Annotated in this window: 22 protein-coding genes and 2 pseudogenes; 17 read left to right on the top strand and 7 right to left on the bottom strand. The window is 58.8% G+C overall.

The genetic code is table 11. From position 1 onward, the window contains the following. From LOY56_RS15260 to LOY56_RS15225, 8 genes are all read left to right on the top strand, one after another. Positions 1–915, top strand: coding sequence for an SDR family NAD(P)-dependent oxidoreductase (locus tag LOY56_RS15260; RefSeq protein ID WP_258615258.1), 915 nt, complete (start codon positions 1–3; stop codon positions 913–915). Further along, positions 908–2,173: a cytochrome P450 gene (locus LOY56_RS15255; protein WP_258615257.1), complete on the top strand. Its 1,266-nt coding sequence runs from the start codon at positions 908–910 to the stop codon at positions 2,171–2,173. Before LOY56_RS15260 ends, LOY56_RS15255 begins: the two co-directional genes overlap by 8 nt. Then, entirely contained in the window at positions 2,145–2,570 is a 426-nt protein-coding gene (locus LOY56_RS15250) for a nuclear transport factor 2 family protein (RefSeq protein WP_258615254.1), read from the top strand. The genes LOY56_RS15255 and LOY56_RS15250 overlap by 29 nt, the downstream gene beginning before the upstream one ends. Before the next feature lie 3 nt (positions 2,571–2,573). Beyond that, positions 2,574–3,557 (top strand): beta-ketoacyl-ACP synthase III, encoded by a 984-nt coding sequence (locus LOY56_RS15245; RefSeq protein WP_258615253.1) that lies wholly within the window; start codon positions 2,574–2,576, stop codon positions 3,555–3,557. A 25-nt stretch (positions 3,558–3,582) separates the two neighbouring features. Further along, complete coding sequence (locus tag LOY56_RS15240; RefSeq protein ID WP_258615250.1) at positions 3,583–3,828, top strand: acyl carrier protein; 246 nt, start codon at positions 3,583–3,585, stop codon at positions 3,826–3,828. A 183-nt stretch (positions 3,829–4,011) separates the two neighbouring features. Further along, a complete protein-coding gene (locus LOY56_RS15235; RefSeq protein ID WP_408980388.1) occupies positions 4,012–4,674 on the top strand; it encodes a class I SAM-dependent methyltransferase in 663 nt (220 codons plus the stop codon). Positions 4,675–4,764: 90 nt separating this feature from the next. After that, positions 4,765–5,925, top strand: coding sequence for an MFS transporter (locus LOY56_RS15230; RefSeq protein ID WP_258615245.1), 1,161 nt, complete (start codon positions 4,765–4,767; stop codon positions 5,923–5,925). A gap of 485 nt (positions 5,926–6,410) precedes the next feature. Continuing rightward, positions 6,411–7,082 carry a PP2C family serine/threonine-protein phosphatase gene (locus tag LOY56_RS15225; protein ID WP_309474858.1) on the top strand — a complete coding sequence of 224 codons (672 nt, stop codon included), beginning with the start codon at positions 6,411–6,413 and terminating at the stop codon, positions 7,080–7,082. A 441-nt stretch (positions 7,083–7,523) separates the two neighbouring features. Here LOY56_RS15225 and LOY56_RS15220 read toward each other — a convergent pair. After that, positions 7,524–8,013: pseudogene (locus LOY56_RS15220) on the bottom strand (transposase); the annotation flags it as partial. Positions 8,014–8,248: 235 nt separating this feature from the next. Between LOY56_RS15220 and LOY56_RS15215 the strand changes: the two are divergent. The 9 genes from LOY56_RS15215 to LOY56_RS15175 all read left to right on the top strand — a co-directional run bounded on the left by LOY56_RS15215 (position 8,249) and on the right by LOY56_RS15175 (position 13,299). Continuing rightward, complete coding sequence (locus tag LOY56_RS15215) at positions 8,249–9,244, top strand: helix-turn-helix domain-containing protein (protein ID WP_258615242.1); 996 nt, start codon at positions 8,249–8,251, stop codon at positions 9,242–9,244. A 188-nt stretch (positions 9,245–9,432) separates the two neighbouring features. Beyond that, entirely contained in the window at positions 9,433–9,930 is a 498-nt protein-coding gene (locus LOY56_RS15210) for a DUF2589 domain-containing protein (RefSeq protein WP_258615241.1), read from the top strand. A gap of 19 nt (positions 9,931–9,949) precedes the next feature. Continuing rightward, positions 9,950–10,561, top strand: a complete 612-nt coding sequence (locus tag LOY56_RS15205) for a DUF2589 domain-containing protein (RefSeq protein WP_258615239.1) — start codon at positions 9,950–9,952, stop codon at positions 10,559–10,561. Positions 10,562–10,648: 87 nt separating this feature from the next. Further along, entirely contained in the window at positions 10,649–10,921 is a 273-nt protein-coding gene (locus LOY56_RS15200) for a hypothetical protein (protein WP_258615238.1), read from the top strand. After that, positions 10,921–11,223 carry a hypothetical protein gene (locus LOY56_RS15195; protein ID WP_258615235.1) on the top strand — a complete coding sequence of 101 codons (303 nt, stop codon included), beginning with the start codon at positions 10,921–10,923 and terminating at the stop codon, positions 11,221–11,223. Before LOY56_RS15200 ends, LOY56_RS15195 begins: the two co-directional genes overlap by 1 nt. Next, positions 11,207–11,446, top strand: coding sequence for a hypothetical protein (locus LOY56_RS15190; RefSeq protein ID WP_258615234.1), 240 nt, complete (start codon positions 11,207–11,209; stop codon positions 11,444–11,446). The genes LOY56_RS15195 and LOY56_RS15190 overlap by 17 nt, the downstream gene beginning before the upstream one ends. Before the next feature lie 27 nt (positions 11,447–11,473). Next, entirely contained in the window at positions 11,474–11,869 is a 396-nt protein-coding gene (locus LOY56_RS15185) for a hypothetical protein (RefSeq protein ID WP_258615233.1), read from the top strand. Positions 11,870–11,969: 100 nt separating this feature from the next. After that, a complete protein-coding gene (locus tag LOY56_RS15180) occupies positions 11,970–12,752 on the top strand; it encodes a glycoside hydrolase family 19 protein (RefSeq protein WP_258615232.1) in 783 nt (260 codons plus the stop codon). 127 nt (positions 12,753–12,879) lie between these two features. Continuing rightward, positions 12,880–13,299 carry a hypothetical protein gene (locus tag LOY56_RS15175; RefSeq protein WP_258615229.1) on the top strand — a complete coding sequence of 140 codons (420 nt, stop codon included), beginning with the start codon at positions 12,880–12,882 and terminating at the stop codon, positions 13,297–13,299. A gap of 292 nt (positions 13,300–13,591) precedes the next feature. Here LOY56_RS15175 and LOY56_RS15170 read toward each other — a convergent pair. The 6 genes and pseudogenes from LOY56_RS15170 to LOY56_RS15145 all read right to left on the bottom strand — a co-directional run. Further along, positions 13,592–13,864: pseudogene (locus tag LOY56_RS15170) on the bottom strand (CopD family protein); the annotation flags it as partial. Positions 13,865–14,076: 212 nt separating this feature from the next. After that, complete coding sequence (locus LOY56_RS15165) at positions 14,077–14,433, bottom strand: type II toxin-antitoxin system RelE/ParE family toxin (protein WP_258615227.1); 357 nt, start codon at positions 14,431–14,433, stop codon at positions 14,077–14,079. Between the two features lie 2 nt (positions 14,434–14,435). Beyond that, positions 14,436–14,726 (bottom strand): type II toxin-antitoxin system ParD family antitoxin, encoded by a 291-nt coding sequence (locus tag LOY56_RS15160; RefSeq protein WP_258615225.1) that lies wholly within the window; start codon positions 14,724–14,726, stop codon positions 14,436–14,438. Positions 14,727–14,928: 202 nt separating this feature from the next. Further along, complete coding sequence (locus tag LOY56_RS15155; RefSeq protein WP_258622673.1) at positions 14,929–15,147, bottom strand: hypothetical protein; 219 nt, start codon at positions 15,145–15,147, stop codon at positions 14,929–14,931. After that, positions 15,081–17,057, bottom strand: a complete 1,977-nt coding sequence (locus LOY56_RS15150) for a hypothetical protein (protein WP_258615224.1) — start codon at positions 17,055–17,057, stop codon at positions 15,081–15,083. The genes LOY56_RS15155 and LOY56_RS15150 overlap by 67 nt, the downstream gene beginning before the upstream one ends. Beyond that, positions 17,050–17,637 carry a DUF2182 domain-containing protein gene (locus tag LOY56_RS15145; protein WP_258615223.1) on the bottom strand — a complete coding sequence of 196 codons (588 nt, stop codon included), beginning with the start codon at positions 17,635–17,637 and terminating at the stop codon, positions 17,050–17,052. The genes LOY56_RS15150 and LOY56_RS15145 overlap by 8 nt, the downstream gene beginning before the upstream one ends. Positions 17,638–17,669 lie beyond the last annotated feature (32 nt).

Here is a 17,669-nt window from a genome sequence, read left to right as displayed (position 1 = left end):
ATGATGTTCAGCAGCAAGCCTTTGCCGACCCAAGGCAAATTTGTATTGATCACCGGGGCCTCGTCCGGCCTTGGACGAGAAACTGCCCTGCACCTGTCTGAACACGGCTTTGAGGTTGTCGCGGGGGTACGCCGGCCCGCCGATGGGCAGGAACTGGTCGCGCAGTGCCCGTCGGGGCGAATTACCACGGTGATCATGGATGTGACCAATGAAGATACGATCAACTCTGCGGCAGTCAGTGTATCGACTCTGATCGGCCCGGCAGGTCTTTGGGGACTGATCAACAATGCCGGGATTTGCGTGTCGGCTCCACTAGAGTGCGTCTCGAGCGACCTGCTGCGTAAACAGTTAGAGGTCAACCTGGTTGGCCAGCTTGCCGTTACACGAGCATTTCTGCCGTTGTTGCGTCGTTCAAACAGTGCACGGCTGGTCAATATAACGTCGGGGCTTGGCTCGGTCGCAATTCCTTATCTGGGGGCTTACTCGGCCGCGCAATTTGCCAAAGAAGGCCTCAGCGACGCGCTGCGCCGTGAGCTGGCACCCATGGGGATTGCCGTCTCAGTGGTGAGCCCTGGCGCAATCTGGACACCGATCTGGGACAAGATCTCGGTCGAAGGCGAGCGTGCACTAGCGTCAGTTCCAGAGGCTATCGCCACACTTTATCGTGAGACGTACCTGCGCTTTCTGAAGGGTAACGAGGAGGGCGCACGCAACAGCCTAACCCAGCCGGCTGATGTCGCTGCCGCCGTATTTGCGGCACTCACGGCGAGCAAACCGAAGACCCGCTATCGCGTTGGCGCAGATGTGAGGCGCGGTACCCTGCTCGCGCGGCTGCTGCCCGACGCCATGATCGACAAGATGTTCCGGCCTATCGTTACTCCGGCACCGGCTGACAAGGAGGTGCAGCGTGTCTGACCGTCAACTTCGGCTGGGAGAGGAACTGATTTCGCCTTTGCATTCACTGTATGACGGCCTGCAGGTTGATGGCGCATCACGGCCTGCACACCTGGCACCGAATCATCCGGTGTGGTTGGTGACACGCTACCAAGATGCCCGGACCGTGCTGGCCCATCCCGGCGTGCGGCGCGATGCGAAGCAGGCAGCCGAACTCTATACCCGGCGCACGGGGATCCGGCGTGCGGAAATTGGCGAATCCCTCAGTCACCATATGCTCAACTGCGACCCGCCGGATCATGCACGTTTGCAGGCCTTGGTGGGTCGTGCCTTCACCCGGCGCCACATTGAGCGCCTGCAACCGCATATAGAGCGAGTGACCGAAGAGTTGCTCGACGCCATCGCGTTGCGCGAGCAAGCCGACCTGATGGCTGATTTCGCCGTGCCATTGACCATCGCTGTGATCTTCGAGTTGCTGGGAATTCCTGAAGCCGAACGCGATCATGTGCGTGATTCCTGGGAGCGTCAGGCTCAATTGTTGCTACCCGAGGAAGCCAACGCACTGGCCGACCAACAAGCGACGTACCTCAAGAAACTGCTGCAAGCCAAGCGCGATCAACCGGCTGATGACGTGTACAGCGGCCTAGTCCAGGCTGCTGATGAAACCGGGCAACTGACCGAACTCGAGCTGGTAGGCATGGCGCATTTGCTGTTGATGAGTGGGTTTGAGACCACCATGAACATGATCGGTAATGCCATGGTCACGCTGCTGACCCACCCTGAGCAATTGGCCCAGTTGCGCGCCCAGCCCGATTTGCTGCCCAACGCCCTGGAGGAGTTGGTGCGCCATGACAGCCCTGTGCGCGCGTCTATGTTGCGCTTTACCGTGGAAGACGTGGTGCTGGGTGACGTCACCATTCCCAAGGGCGAGTACATCCTGGTCTCCAACCTGACCGCCAATCACGACGCGGACCGATTTGAGAACCCCGATCGTCTTGATCTGACACGCAATACCGATGGCCATCTCGGTTATGGCTTCGGTGTTCACTACTGCGTGGGTGCGGCGCTGGCGCGCCTAGAAGGGCGCATCGCTATCGGTCGCTTGCTCGGCCGGTTTCCCAATCTGGCCCTGGCGGTACCGCACTCGGAACTGCAGTGGTTGCCGATCACTTTTTTGCGCGCCTTGATCAGTGTCCCGATCTTGCCCGGGCCAAGCATTACGTCTACCTCCCCCCTGAAAGGAATACACGATGAATGCCAGAGAAATTCTCACCTATAGTTTGCAGCTCCTGGAAAACGGTGACGCCAGGGCTTGGTGCGACCTGTTTCATGAAGATGGAGTGTTGGAGTTTCCATATGCGCCGCCTGGCTGGAACACCCGCTTCGAGGGGCGCGAGGTGATCTGGGCGCACATGCGCAAGTTTCCGGAACACTTGCGGGTCAATTTCACTGAGGTGTCGTTCTACGACACCAGCGACCCTGACCTGGCCATTGGAGAGTTCCATGGCGACGGCGTGGCCAAGGTGTCAGGTGGCACACTCAAGCAGGATTACATCTCGGTGATCAAGTCGCGAGACGGAAAGATTGTGCTGTACCGCGACTTCTGGAACCCACTGCGCCACCTTGAGGCGCTGGGTGGCGTGGAAGCCGCCGCAAAGATCGTCCAGGGGGCCTGACCCATGGCACGTGCAGCCGTTATCTGTGGCCTGGGCAGCTATGTACCTGAGGCCATTGTCACCAACGACATGCTCGCCGAAGTGCTGGATACCTCGGATGAATGGATCCGCACACGCACCGGTGTAGCTCAGCGTCATATTGCGGCGGCTCACCAAAGTACCGGCGACCTAGCGATTGAAGCCGCAAAGTGCGCGTTGTTGAGTGCCGGACTCACGCGTGTGCAAGCTGTTGTGCTTGCGACCGCCACCCCGGACTTTTCTTGCCCGGCCACCGCGCCCAGGGTCGCCGCCGAGCTGGGCATGACCGGGGTGATGGCATTCGATATTTCGGCGGTCTGTACCGGGTTTGTCTACGGCCTGGCCGTCGCCAGCGCGCTGATCACCGGGGGTGTGGCGCAGAACGTGTTGCTCATTGGTGCCGACACCTTCACGCGCACCCTAGACCCCGGCGACCGCTCCACCCGGGCGCTGTTCGGGGACGGCGCGGGCGCGGTGGTACTGCGCGCTGGAGACAGTTCCGAAGCTGGTGCGTTGCTTGGCTTCGACCTGGGCAGCGATGGCACTCAGGCTGGGTTGCTCATGACACCGGTAATCACCCATGAAGAACGGAGAAGCCAGCAGGCAACGGGCTTTTTCAGCATGGACGGACGCGCTGTGTTCAACGAAGCGGTGACTCACATGACTGAGTCGGTGCAACAGCTTCTCAAGACAGTGAACTGGGGCATTGGCGACGTCGATCACTTAGTTCCGCATCAGGCCAACACACGTATTTTGGCGGCGGTAGCAGATCAGCTGGACGTGCCGTTCGACCGCGTAGTGAGCAACCTAAGGGACGTTGGCAATACCGTGGCGGCGTCCATTCCTCTGGCGTTGGCCCACGGGCATCGTGCGGGGATCATGCAAGAAGGTGATCGGGTCGTGTTGACGGGATTCGGTGCCGGTCTCACTTGGGGGGCGGTGGCGCTACATTGGCCAAGGATTGTCTAAATCACTTGTTTCAGGGAGAAAAAGTATGCCTTTAGCCATGGAAGAAAAGTTGTTCACGCTGCTTAGTGACTACGCCAAGGTGCCGAGAGAGAAAATCTCTGTGCATAGCCGGATGCAGTCCTTTGCTGAGGACTCGCTGGCGATCACTGAGTTGTCATTCAAGCTGCGCAAGGCGTTCGAAGTGCCCATTGCCGATGAGGATCTTGACCCACTAGAGACGGTGGGTGAGCTGATCGAACTGGTAGATACGCGGCTAGCGTCCTGGCCCTGACCACAACCAATTCACTGTCTTCACTCCGGACCCGCCGCTCGGCGCAACGGCAAGAGGGCAATTTGGATCAATCATCAAAGCCAGCAATGGCTGGGGGTAGATGTGAGTCAGGACCTCAACTCAAACATCAGTTTGCACCGGGAGTCCGCTTTCTATGAGCAGGATTCCGGTGCGACAACAATCATGACCTTGGCCAACTTTCCGGATGACGTATTGCCGTTGTTGCAAATGGAAAGCCTGATGACGTTTGAAGCGATGGCGTACTTTCGCTGTGACGTGCTAGTGGAGCTAGGGTGCTACGACGGACGCGCGCTAGAGATTGCCCGGCTGCTCAATGCACGGTACCTCGGTGTTGATCTCAACCAGCGGGCGATTCAGCTCCTACAGGATCGTATTGAACGCGAGGGTATGGCAGATCGAGCCGGCACCCTTGTTGGCGATGTGCTAAACCACATTGACTGTGGCCATGCACCGCTGGGGGCGAAGGAGCTGTACCTGTTGCCTTTCAATTTGCTGGGTAACTTTCGTGATCCAACCCGGCTGTTGAAGTCTTTGGCGGCCCGCAACGTCGCCGCAGTGATTTGTGTATTTGGCGACAGTCTCGAAGCGAGCTGCGTTAGGCAGCGCTATTACCTCAAGTGCGGGGTGGAGAGGCTAGAGCGCCATTCGCAGGCTGACGGCATGATTTTCACCGGTGTCGACGGTTTTTACTCAAGGTCCTATTCAAAGGCAGCACTGCACTCGTTATTGACGGAATGTGGGCTGACGATTATTCGCACCAGCTCAAACCTGTTTGCCCATTGCGCCACGGTTTTACCCAGGGGCGCGGGTTGCAAATCCCATTGAAGGGGCTTTGCAATCCACGCCGGTTGGCTTTGAAACAGGTGGCGTGAAATCACACGGTTTGACGACTAAATTGCCCGAGGTTGAAATGTTATGCCCCTAATTATCTACGTTCTAGGCGCTGCAATCTTCGCCCTTACCACCAGCGAGTACATGGTGGCTGGTTTAATGCCCGAGTTATCGAGCGACTTCGGTGTTTCATACGCTGCCGTGGGGTATCTGGTGACAATCTATGCCGGCGCGATGGCCTTGGGGGGGCCGTTGCTCACCGTTGCGCTGCTCGCTGTTCCTCGCAAGAAAGCCCTGCTGGGTTTGATTGGTCTATTTGTGGTCGGGCAGATTATCGGCGCGCTGGCGCCGGGCTACGAAATCATGGTGGTCGCACGGCTCGTCACGGCAATTGCGGCTGCGGCATTTTTTGGTGTCGCCCTGACGGCGTGTTCGGAACTGGTGGAAGGCCATTTATTTGGGCGTGCCTCGTCCATGGTACTGGGTGGCCTGATGGTGGGGACCGTCCTCGGGTTACCGGCGGCGACGCTGGTGGGAGACTGGTTCGGCTGGCGGGTCAGCTTCCTGGCGGTGGCTGTCGTGGCCATGCTAGTCGGGTTGCTGGTGATAAAACTAATGCCGCCGCTGCCGGCGCCTCCCAGCGTTTCGTCATTACGTTCAGAGCTGGCCGTGTTCAGGAACGGCAAACTGTGGGAAGTCTATGCCACCAGCCTATTGCTGATCGGTGCTACCTTTGCGGGCTTCACCTATTTCGTGCCGATCTTGACAGAAGTTAGCGGTTTTTCGCCGGCAACCGTTCCCGCACTGCTGGTGGTCTACGGTCTTGCGACGCTGGTAGGCAACAATATCGTGGGCCGGTTGGCCGACCGTCACACCATCGGCGTCATCGCGTACGGATTGGTGGCAGCGATTGCCGCGATGGTGATCTTTGCGTTGTTCGGCCAAATCAAAGCGGTCGCCATCGCGGCACTGGTGGTAATCGGCCTGACCGGTGTCTCGATGAACCCAGCGCTAATTACCCGAGGGGCGCGTGTTGGACATAACAACATGCTGGTCAACTCCGTACATACGGCATGTATCATGCTCGGCGTTATGGCGGGCTCTTGGATCGGAGGCTGGGGCATCGCAGCTGGCTTGGGGCTACAGGGGGCGCTTTGGGTTGGCGCTGGCCTAGGTGTACTGGCACTGTTCTCGCTGTTACCGGAGCTAAGGACACGTGCCTCTGAATCAACGTTTGCTCGATAGAGGCGACCTGTGGGGCGATTCACCCTGAGGCCAGATTTCAACGTACAAAATTGACCAAGCCTATCCATGGCAAAAAGCTTGAAAGGCTAGCTCTGAGGTTTGAGGGTGAAAACTTCCTCTCGGAGACAATTGAAGAAAAGCCCATCATCCGATGGGCTTTTTCATATCTCTAAGAAACCTCAGTAAACGTTAGCTCAACCACAACCTGTGGAACGGCCGCTTTAGGAACGTGCCGGCCTCATCAGTCGGCTCAGAAGTAAGCGTGTGAGGCACGCTTCCTCCCCGACGCGTCCATGAATGGGAAGAGCGTAAAGAATTCATGTTCTACTCCGTTGGTGTTGACGGTGCGGATATGTCGTCTCTCTCGCAGTTGGGTACACGTCAGCCATTGAAGCTGAAGGGATTGGCGTTTCGCGAGCTCTTTGCTTGGCTTTCCAGCTCGCTAAGCGCCGTATCGCAGTCCAATCCAGGGGATGTAGTTCCACTTGCCAATCCGACTGGTCCAGAGGGTTGGGCCATTGCTGGATAATCCTCGCTGGCGTTGGGCGGCTGCGTCGTGTATCGGCACGTCCCATCAGCGCATTGGGACGCGAAAGCAGGATGCCTACAGCGTTACTCGGATCAACTCGCATACGTTCTGTGCGGTAGTCTCCGACGCAGCGGGAAGCGCGAGTTACGGTGGGCAAGGCGCGTCCTTGGTTTGCCGCAGCCTGATAGCTAACTTCCGATCATGGTTCGAACGTAATGACAGCTTGCCAGATAATGAGCTGATCCTGTGTTGGATTGATCTGGTGCGAGACCGTCTATCCGAGGCATCCGCGCGGCGTGGTCTGACTCGGCGACAGTTCGCTGCGACGCTGGTGATGCTGGTTGTTTTCAAAGGGCGTGTCTTGGCTTTGCAGATTGGCGACAGTGCGCTTGTCGCTCGTAAGGCTGGTGTATGGGAGGCTTTGTGCTGGCCAGAAAACGGAGAGTTCGCGTCGACGACCTATTTCGTTACGGATGACCCTGAGGTTCGGCTGCGTACCTTCAATTTGGATCTTGAGTATGACGCCTTCGCTTTATTTTCGGATGGATTGGAGTCAGTCGCTTTGGAGCAAGCAACACAGCAGCCCTTTGCTCGGTTCTTTGATCCGATGATTAATCCGGTCGATTAAGTAGCAGGGGAGGGACGCTTGGTTGAATTGTCAGGCGCACTTGCGCGATACCTGAACAGTCCCGCGCTCTGCGTGCGAACGGATGACGATAAGACTCTCATCCTCGTTTCATGTCGATGAACTCTCCACCGGTACGGATCGCCGGTAAGAATGAGCAGCTCGATAAGCGCCTTGGCAAAGGAGGCGAGGGGGATGTGTACGCGCTGGCGGGACGTACCGATCGTGCAGTGAAAATCTACAAGGCTGAGCTTCGGCGCTCCCGCGAAAGTAAGTTAGGGCGATGGTAGAAGGGCGGTTGGCGGATGCGACCACTCTGGTGGCTTTCCCATCTGAGGTGGTTACTGATTCCTCGGGCAACTTCGCTGGTTTTTCTATGCGACTGGTTGCGGGGTATAGGCCGCTCCATGAGCTGTACAGCCCGAAGTCACGCAAAATCCAATTTCGGATAACGTCTGTTTCAGTCCACCGCTGCAAGGTCCGCAGCGATAGGCCGATTTCCCGACAGGCCCTGATTTTTCTGGCGCCCTTGCGGCGCAGTTCGCGCTCAAGTTCCTGGATACGTTTCTTATCTTTGCTCCCGGTCTTCTTTTTGCTGGGCCTTTTCCGATTTCTGGCCGGTGATGAAGGCTTGTCGCCACGCGCTGATTTGCTCGGGGTAAAGACCTTTGCGGCGGCAATACTCGCCCAGGTCGATCTCGGACAAACCGGCGGCTTCAAGGACGACAGCAAACTTGGTTTCGGCTGACCAGTTCTCGGTCAACGGCTTGTTTTCGGACACTGCACTTCCTTCAGAACTGAGCTGCTTGCGCCAGTTGGACAAAGACATTTCGCTGACCCCTTCGCGCCGGGAAACCTCGGCCATCGACAGGTTCAGTGGGGGAAGCAGTATTTTGAGTAATGAGGCTCTGCGTTCAGGTGAATAGTACGGCACGACCAGTCTCTTTCCGCCCCCGATGTGCTTTTTTAGGAAAATTCGGAGAGGCGACAACTATCCTGACACCGGGGGGCGTGATGCCAAGTTAGTGGCGTATTCCCCGTTCCCCCTCTAAGCCATTAACCGACTCAACTATGGATGGGTCGGTACGATGGAGTCTTATTCTGCTAAGGGTAATAGCAACAACAAAGGACAGGGTGACGCAGCGATTCCGAGTTTCCACAGTGCAACGGTGGGCACTTCCAGCAATCAAGGCTTTGCAGTTTGGCGGCAGACCATTGAGGTTCTGTTTGACGCAACCGCTCTTGATACCAACGACTTTTCCGCCTCAATGGCGGTTTACCATTTCAACCGTTTTCTGTTTTGCATGGGTAGCCTGGGGGGGGCCCGCTACTGCCGCGACAGGGCACGGTTGGGATGGTGCGACCTGGATCATTACCTGCTTCATATTCCCTTGCACAGAGGCCTGGTGTGCGGCAATGGCTTACGGGTGCGTCCGCTGGATGTGGTGGTGCTTGACCTGTCTCAACCGGCCGGCTTTTCCATGGCTGCAGGCGAGGGCGTCAGCCTGCTGATTCCCCGCACGGCACTGTCGCCTTTGCTGTATGACACGGGCCAACTACATGGCCTGGTGCTGCGTCGGGAGAGCGCATCCGGCGCACTGCTGACCCAACTGATGTCATCACTGGCGATCGCGGTGCCGAGGCTTTCGATGGATGAGGCCTTCAGGCTCACCCTGCCCGTGCTCGGCATGGTCGCCGCCTGCCTGGGCCAGGTAGCGGCCCGGACAGCCGCTGCACCGCGCTCCGGCCCAGCCCATCTTGGCCGCAGAGTGCGCCTTTACATCGAACAGAATCTGCAGCGCGAAGACCTCACGCCCGGCGTGCTTGCCAAGGAGCTGGGGGTTTCGCGCAGCCAGCTCTATCGGGAGTTCGAAAAATTTGGCGGTGTGCGCCACTACCTCCTTCAACGTCGCCTGCGCCGGTGCCTGTTCGCGCTCTGCGATCCGGGCAACGCCGCAAGGCGCATTTCGGACCTTGCCTACGACCATGGTTTCGCCGATGAAGCGCATTTCAGCCGGCTGTTTCGCAAGGCCTTCGGGCTGTCGCCGCGGGCTGCCAAAGGCGCCATGCAGCGCGGTGATCTGGCGGGGTTTGCACCTCTGGTGCCATACGCGGGCGATACGCCCGGGCTTGCGGATTGGGTGCGTGAATTGACCAGCAGCTAAACCCTTCAGCGGCCGTTCAACCGGGCGGCCGCTTTTTGGGACGCGCATCCAGGTTTTCGGGACGCACGTCCACAGACATCACCAGGCCCCCGGGCATAACCTCGACTCACCAACCAACCCATTAGTAAGTGGCGTTGCCAGGCACAGCATTCTGCATTGGCACTGACATCTGACAAGGAGTGTCTCGCGTGGCGAACCAATCTCTGCACCTTCTCATCCAGAGCATCGCTGGGGCCGTCGCCGAAGCACAGGACAAGATCCAGCGCTTCCAGGTGTCCACGGTGCGCCAGTATTTCGATGAAGATAACCGGCCGGTCAGTATCGAGGTCCGGTTGCCATCCACGTCCCATGGGGCAAAGGAAGGTGAGGAACGCGTGGTCTCCATACCACTGCTTTCCCTCGTAGGCTCACGGCTGCTTGCCGTGAAGGACATGGAAATCTCCTTCGAGGTTGGCCTCAACGCCGATGAAAGTGGCGCACCGACCCCTGTGCAAAACGCGGCGCCCGACGAAGGCGATGCCGATTCCCCATGGCCGACTGAATCCCACAAACCTTTGAGCGTCGATCTCGGCGCTCGCCGTAATGGGGAAGGCGGGCCACTCGCGCGCGTCACCCTCAGAGTCGAAACCCAACCCTCGTCCGAGGGGATGGCTCGGCTGGTTCAAAACCTCGATAAATTGATCTGAGTACAAATGGAGATGACTTATGCCTAACTTCTCGATGGGTGACCAATTCCGCGGCCTTCCCATGGGTGACCTGATCGGCGGCCCCCTGACCGCCGCTTGCGATGCCCAAGTACGCCTGGCCAATGCCACCGCTGACTTCATCAAGGTGATTGGCTTTCTGCCGCCCGCTACCGACGACGATCCCAACGCGGTCGGTGGTGTGCGAACGGTGATGTTCCGTTTCGATCGACCTTCACAAGCCAACCCAGGCACGGCCGGGGCGAACCCGATGGAAACGGTGGAGCTGCAAGTACCGCTTCTGGCCGTGGTCAAGGTGCCGAATTTGTCCATCAACAAGGTCGACATCAGCTTCGACATGGAAGTGAAAAACTCCGAGCAATCCCGCGAGTCCAGCGACTCCCAAGCGGCGTTGTCGGCCGAGGCGAAGATCGGCTGGGGCCCGTTCAGCGCCAAGGTGAACATCTCGGGCTCGGTGTCTTCCCACAAGGAAAACACGCGATCAAGCGACCAGTCTGCCAAGTATCACGTCGAGGTACATGCCTCGGACGATGGCATGCCTGAAGGGTTGGCCCGGGTGCTCGACATGATCGCCCAGTCCGTCGCGCCCAAGGCGATTACCCAGGCGGCGTAAGCCGGCATCGCTAGCGCTTAACAGCCAGCGGCTATAGGGGATTAACCCGGCGCTGGTCGTCAGGCTTTTCAGGAAAGGAGATCCAGGATGTTTGACCTGACGGACGTGGGATACGTGAAGCGCATCGTGGTCGGCAGTATCGATCCGGAAAAGCTGACTCCCGAAGTGGTGGTGCAGGCGCAAGCCGCGCTGCTTAATCGCTGCCTGACCGAAACCCCCAAGGGGCGGATTGTCGGCATCGAAAAGAATTTCACTTTGCTCAACATTGGTGAGCACCAGGTGGTGCTGCAAGCCCTGATCTATCACCTGGGCTTTGCCCGCAAACCGTACTGGCTGCCTGATGACGAAGGGCAGTCTTGATGACCCGCCTGGAGGAGTTCATCCGGGCATTGGGCGGCGAAATGCACCAGGCGCAGGTGGCCTCAGGCCGCTTGTGGCCCGGTACTTACGTGGCGGGCATGGAGGTGGTCATGGACGCCACAGTGGAGCGGGCTGCATCCGGGGCGCTGGCGCTGCGGATCGGGCGCGCACCACGGGGCACGGCGACCTCTCATCAGCTGTTTATCGAGGTCCCGGGCAATGGTGCCGAGGCGATCACCGTTCGCCTCGACGGCGATCTGCTTGGGCGCTACAGGGGGCATGGTGATGGCGAAGCGCGCTGACCGTTCGATGTTGTTGACCCTGTCGGAACAGGAGACGAAGACGTTGAGAGACATCATCAAGCCAAAAGTCGAAGGGCCCGAACGGATGTCGCTGCCCAAGCGTGTGTTGTGCGGGTTGAGCGCTGTCTTCCTGTTCGCCCTGGTGGTACTCGGGATGGTCAAGCCCGATATGGCGATAGCCATTGCCAAATTGGCGGGCCTTTTGCTGGAGCTGTGGTTCTAAACTAATCACTTAACAAGGAGAGTCAACATGAGACATATCGCATCCATATTCGTCGGCGCGATGTTGCTGGCCAGCATCCTGCCGGCCTCTGCCGATGAAAAGTTCGCAGGCACCATCAGCGACGGTAACGACGATATCCCGGTCGCCCTGACCATCACTGCTACCAAGCAACCGGGTAGCGCTGCCGGGCAGATCCGCTTCGAGGACCAGTGGAAGTGCGGCTTCGCGCTGCAGTTCTCCAAAAAACGCGACAAGGTCGATGTTTACTCCTTGCAGGGGGCAGGGTCGGGCCGCTGCATTGCCCTGGCATCCGGTTATTTGCACCGGGGGGCAGGTGCTGACGGCAGCACCGTCATTCAACTGTTTGATCGTCCCCACAAGGACCCGGTCTACACCGTCGATCTGGTCCTTCCGGGCAACTGACGATCACCACCGCTTCCTGAATTCCACCTTCAGTCAAATCCAGCAAGGCACGTTTTCCGTCGCCTGACGGGGAACGTGTGCCTGCGGCGAGGAGCAAGCCATGTGCATTAGCAATACGGTCGGCGACGGCGGCAAGAATACTCCGGCAGATGTTCGCAGCCTGCAATTTCTGCTCAACCTCAATAGCGGCCAACACGGCCTGGCCTGCAATCTCGCCACCGATGGTGCGTGGGGGAGCGGTTCACGCGGGGCCCTCAAGAGTTTCCAGCAAGGCGTTGGTGTGGCCCCGGGCGCGCTAGTGGCACCGGGCGACCAGACGATGGCGGCGCTGCGCAAAGGGCTGCCCCCAGGCCTGACGGTGGAAAAGCTGCGCATCATCATGACCACCGCCAGCGCCTTGCGCGTCGCCGAGTTTTACCAGCCGATTGTCGATGTACTCGCGCGCTACAAGCTCAATACACCGCTGCGCATCGCGCATTTCCTGGCGCAGATCGCCCACGAAAGTGGGTGCCTGCTCTACACCGAAGAGCTGGCTTCGGGCGCTGCTTATGAAGGCCGCGCAGGCCTCGGCAATACGCAAACAGGCGATGGAAAGCTGTTCAAGGGCCGGGGGCTGATCCAGCTCACCGGTCGCGCCAACTATCGCCAGTACGGGCTGACCTGCCACCGGGATTTCGAGAACCGTGATGCACCCGACCTGGTGAGCACTGACCGTGGCCTGGCCGTGGACGTCGCAGGCTGGTTCTGGTCGAGCAATAGCCTCAATGACTTGGCCGATACCGACAACGTGGAAAAAGTCACGCGGAAAATCAACGGCGGTGTCAACGGCCTTGCCGAGCGTACCGCGTACCTCGAACGGGCCAAGTGGCTGCTGTTGAATTGATCCTGTTTTGACGGCTTTCCTGCGCTGCGAGGCGCGGGAGAAGGGCGCAACCGCGCTCCCCTTTGAAAGGGGAATAGATGTGAAAGCAACCTCTCAATGTTCGTAACCTCATGCAAGGAGCAAGACCATGAGCACAACCCTGCTTTGCTGGTGCCGCGATGACACCCAGCTCACCGCCGCCGCGCGTAATTTTCGCGCCGACTACCGCTACAGCGGCTGCCGCCGCGCAGCCCTGCCGGCGACACTCGGGCGCCTGCGCAATGGCGACACCCTGGTCATCACCGCACACGGCTCACCGCAAGCCTTCGGTGAAGAAGGCGTCAGCTTCACCGATTTCACCCCCCGTCAGTTCGCCGATGTACTGCTGGCATACCCGCCGGGAGGGTGGAGCGGCAGCCTGTACCTCGACATATGCAACGGTTATGCCTTTGCCCAGAACGTACGCCCGCTGATTCGCGCCGGGCTTCCGAACCTGCGCTTGTTCGGTTGCGAAGGTGATACCGATATGGCGGTTGACCTGAGCCATCACCGGGAGGCCACGGCGTAAGTCGGTCTCCTATGGGAGCTGTCGAGCGTTAGCGAGGCAGCGATGGCAATGCCCCATCCAACACAATGTTGGCAGGACTGACACCATTGCAGCCTCGCTAAAGTTCGGCAGTTTTTGATCTTGCCTTGCCGATGTTGTACAGGCTTGGCAAGACAGGTGGCCTTGCGCTCTGATGTAACCAGCCATTGAGGTATACACCAAGATCGATTGCTGTCCGCCTCAGGCGGACTGATCGAAAGAGGCCAAGGCCCCAGAGTTTTCACTTGAGGCATTCATCAGACAGAAGATCAAGCTATTGCTCGCACGCAATAACCACGATGAACAAATTTTGGCTACGCTGTCTTGATGCTATCCCTACGTCGGGACTCAAGGTTCCCAACCAAGCCACTAGCCCCACTATTAAAATCGCCGTTGATAATTCGACCAATACGCTGCGCCTTAACGCATTCGCCGCCACTCGAAACTCCCCCTCCCGCAACGACCGCTCCAAAATCGGGCCAAGGTTAAATGGGTTCAGTGCGGCCGGCACCAGCATTCCGGCAAACAACACCACTTTGATGATCAGCTAAGAAGCGCTTGTTCAGCATTGAGAGTGGCACGCAACGTTGAACATCGTGTTTCTGGTTGTGGGGCTCGATAGTCCGGTCGGACCCAGAACCTCACGCTTCAATTGGCCGCCGAGTCGGCTGGCAGCGAGGGCGCTCAGGTTGCGATGTAGAGGCGGGCGCCTGACCTTCGCTGTTCATGGCCAGTTAAGCCGTTGGGCCAGGTCGGTGATCAGTCGTTGGGCAGGTGCAGTTGCACTTCCATGGCGTCATGCAGGAGTCTGACGACCTCGATCACGTCGTCGTTTGCCACACGATAGAACACGATATGGCGCGGGCTTTTGACCGTTCCATGGGTTTGTTTGGCCTGCTGGCGTGAATAGATGAGGTGATAGCTGCGAAGGCCCGGTGCCAGCTCATCGCGTTCGTGGCTGCCAATGCGATAAGGCGTGTCGGCAATCGCTTGCAGCGCCGCGAGGATCAGTGCCTGGTAGCACTGGCGTGCTTGATCGCCGAACTGCGTCTGGGAGAGTCTGAGGAGGTCGACAATGTCGGCGCGCGCCGCGTTGGAAATCCGATACTGCGGCATGCTCAGGGTTTCTCACGCGCGGGGAGGGTGGCTTCCAGGCTCAAGCCCTCAAGGTAGTGCTCCAGATCCCCTTCGTTCAACTGCGTGAAGCGCCCGTGCTCAAGGTCCATGATGCCGATCGAGGTCGCCTGGCGCAGGGCCTCAATTTTGGCGGTGTCTTCGGCGACGCGCTGTTCCAATAGACGCAAACCTTCTCGCATCACTTCGCTGGCATTCTGATAACGGCCGGACTGAACCAGGTCATGGATAACCTGTTCCTGGTGAGGGGTGAGCACAACGTTTCGCGTCGCCATAATTAGCTCCAGCTTGGGCAAACAGGTTCTTTCGACCATTGGCATATTATGCCATTACGCTTGCAAAAGCATAATTTGGGGTTTGAATCTGACGAGCTGGAGTCTAAGGTTGATCAGCACTGCAGGATAGCGCGTGCTGATTCGGGAAGCGGGAGCCGCGCGACAGAGAGTTTTTGAAGGAAGGAGGTCGGAACCACCTTGATTAGTGTGGCCGTTGGGTCCTCAGCTTGGGCAAGCCCTGTTTGATGTGTCCGGCGTTCTCACCGATCGTGTGAAGCGCTCCGCGGACATTGTCGCCAGTATCCGTCGCGCCTTGACGCTCGATCCTCAAGGTCAGCTCCATCAAGACCGCCTCTAAGGCGAGCGCAGGCCCCAGACGTTTGCAAGCTGTCTTGCAGACTTCGGGGGCAGTATTGTCGATCCGCTGCGACGAACCGCTGCCGCATGATCAGCAAGTCCGTCGACGAGTGCGGCCCACTCCGATCGAGGGTCCTTGACATAGTCCCAACCAAGTCCGAGCCATGGGCATCGCCCGCCGACCCGGGCTAGCACGGCGGGTGTAGCTTGCGTGGCATAGTTGGGGAGTGCCGGCTCATCTTGTCGGGGTTCGCGTGCCTTCACAGCCGGCACATGCAATCGCAGAGCGCCATTCGCCTCTCGTGTCACGTGCATCGCCCCGAGAAGCGCGATGTCATAGGGCACCGCTTGGCCTTGGGCAACATAAAAATAAGCCATGCGCCGGATGTTGTCGTAGTCGGCCGTCGCACGATAGAGATAGGCGCAGATGACGCCTAGCATTGGATCGGCATGCTTTTCGTGTCGTAGGTCTGCGGCGAGTTGATCAAGGCTGTCGACGCGGAGCCGACCGGCTGCAAAATCGTCGATGGCCCTCAGGGCCTCCAGGTATCTTTCGGGGGAGCCTCGCACCCCATAGGCCTGGAAAACGTCCCCGTCGGTGCCGGGTGCGATGACGGCATACAGACCATCATAAGGAACAACGGGCGTAAACAGCCCATCGGCTAACTCCACCAGAACAGGTAGCCCCTCAGAACTGCGATCAACGCGGAATCTGTAGAACGAGGGGCCGAGTCTTAGTGGTTTGGCCGGGGCGCTGGACAAGAGCTTCACCTGATCGCCCCAGACGATTAAATTCGCGCTACCGGGATGATTGATTTGTTCCAGTCGGCGTCGAACCTCCCCGGCGGCTGCCTCAGTTTCGAGCCGTTGGACCAGCGCCCGTACCTTTTGCTTCTTGCCAGGAGTGTGGGTGCCTGGGTGCCGCAGCTCAACCAAATCCAGCAGTAAATCCTTACTGTCGCTGGGTATCGTGATGACGTGGCTGTCTGGAGCCACGAGGTTGAAACGCTTGAGCCCAAAATCAGTGCCGAGTATTTGATCCCGGAAGTCGGGGTCGGTGTGTACCCGTTCAAGGATATGGTCGGCGGAATCCGGTACTCCGACGGTGGTGGTAGCGCCCAGGATCGCCGCATTGCTCCCGGGTGGCCAGGGTTGCAAATCGGCGGGGCCTTGCAGTGGGGTGGCGGTGTTGTAAAGCACCACTGACTCGGGATCGACCTGGCATTGCGGATTTAGCCTGAGGTGATACTCGCTTGCTCGCTCGGTTGTTCGCGAGCGAACGCATGTACCCAGTGTGGACGTAGTAATCAATCCATTGACGATGGCGGCCGGTTCCAAGCCCCAGAGCACATCCGCGATGACGCCAGAGAACACACACTTGCCCGGCGCGGCGGACGCCGGATCATAGACCATATAGCCGAGCTGTCCGTCCTGACAAGACGCCAGGCGATCAAATCTCGGGCTTTCAACTTGAGCACCCTGTACAACGATCCCGCGAACTCCATCAAGCCGCATCAGCTCGAGACTCTGGGGCGCTTCGCGGCAGGCATCGGTAATGAGCGTGATGCGCTTGACGCCGTGTAGTAGTAATTCCGCATAGAACAAATCGGCCACAATACGGTATTTCAGGCGCAGTGAGTCGCTGAACAGCCATGAGATCGAACCGATATTTGCATCGGTGAGTCCATGACCGCAAAAGGCCAGGATCAACTGATCAACCACCTCGGCGCCCACTGGAAACAACTCATCGACCGCCCGTTGCACCCGTTCGCGTGTGACGGGATTCTCGATACCGCCGGTGGAACCGTCGTCGACGACTCTTACATTGTCGGCGCCGAAACCGGTGCTCAGCGCCCATTCACCCATTGAACGGGCAGCGAAAATGGCGCCGTCCAGATACGCGAAGCGCAGGGCCTGGTTCAGGACAGGTGTAACCGTGCTCACTCCGATTGCCAGACAAACGCGCCTAACCATGGGGACGCTCCACATTGCGCTTAGTGAGGAGGGTGTAAAGGTGAACCGGTGAAAAAGCCGGGTGCCAGCCCCAGCGCACCGGCCCAGGAGGTGTGAGCCGTTCAGTCAGCATGATGACGCCGGCGAACAGCATCATCGGAATGTGCCATGCCCCGCTGACCAATGGCACTAGCATCCAGGCCCAGCACGAAACAATGCAAAAGACGCCATGCGTCATGCCGAAGATCAGGCAATCCCGGTCGGCAGCCCAGCCGAACAGGCCTATTCGCCGCCGTCGATGGCCACGATTGAGTGCTGCGCGGTGCCACGGGCTCGCGCTCCATAGCATCGCGATCAGCAGTGCCACGACCAGGGCGTTTTTGACGACAGCAATCTGTAGCAGCAGCGCCAGGGCTGTCAGGATGGGGCCGACTGTCATCCACAGCGCACAGTAACCGAGTAGAAACCCGACTGACGCTCGTATTCGCCTGCTTGGCAGGCTGGAGCGCCAGACATGCATGAGTGGCATCGCCAGAAGAGGCGGCATCATGGCCAGCAGCATCAAGGCCCAACCCGCCAGGATTCGGTGGATTGGGTTCAACGCGAGCTCCGCTTGCAGTGCGGCGGGCCAAC

Source organism: Pseudomonas sp. B21-048 (assembly GCF_024748615.1).
Lineage (GTDB): Bacteria > Pseudomonadota > Gammaproteobacteria > Pseudomonadales > Pseudomonadaceae > Aquipseudomonas.
Note: the sequence above shows the minus strand (reverse complement) of the source record. Positions and strands in the feature narration are given on the sequence as shown.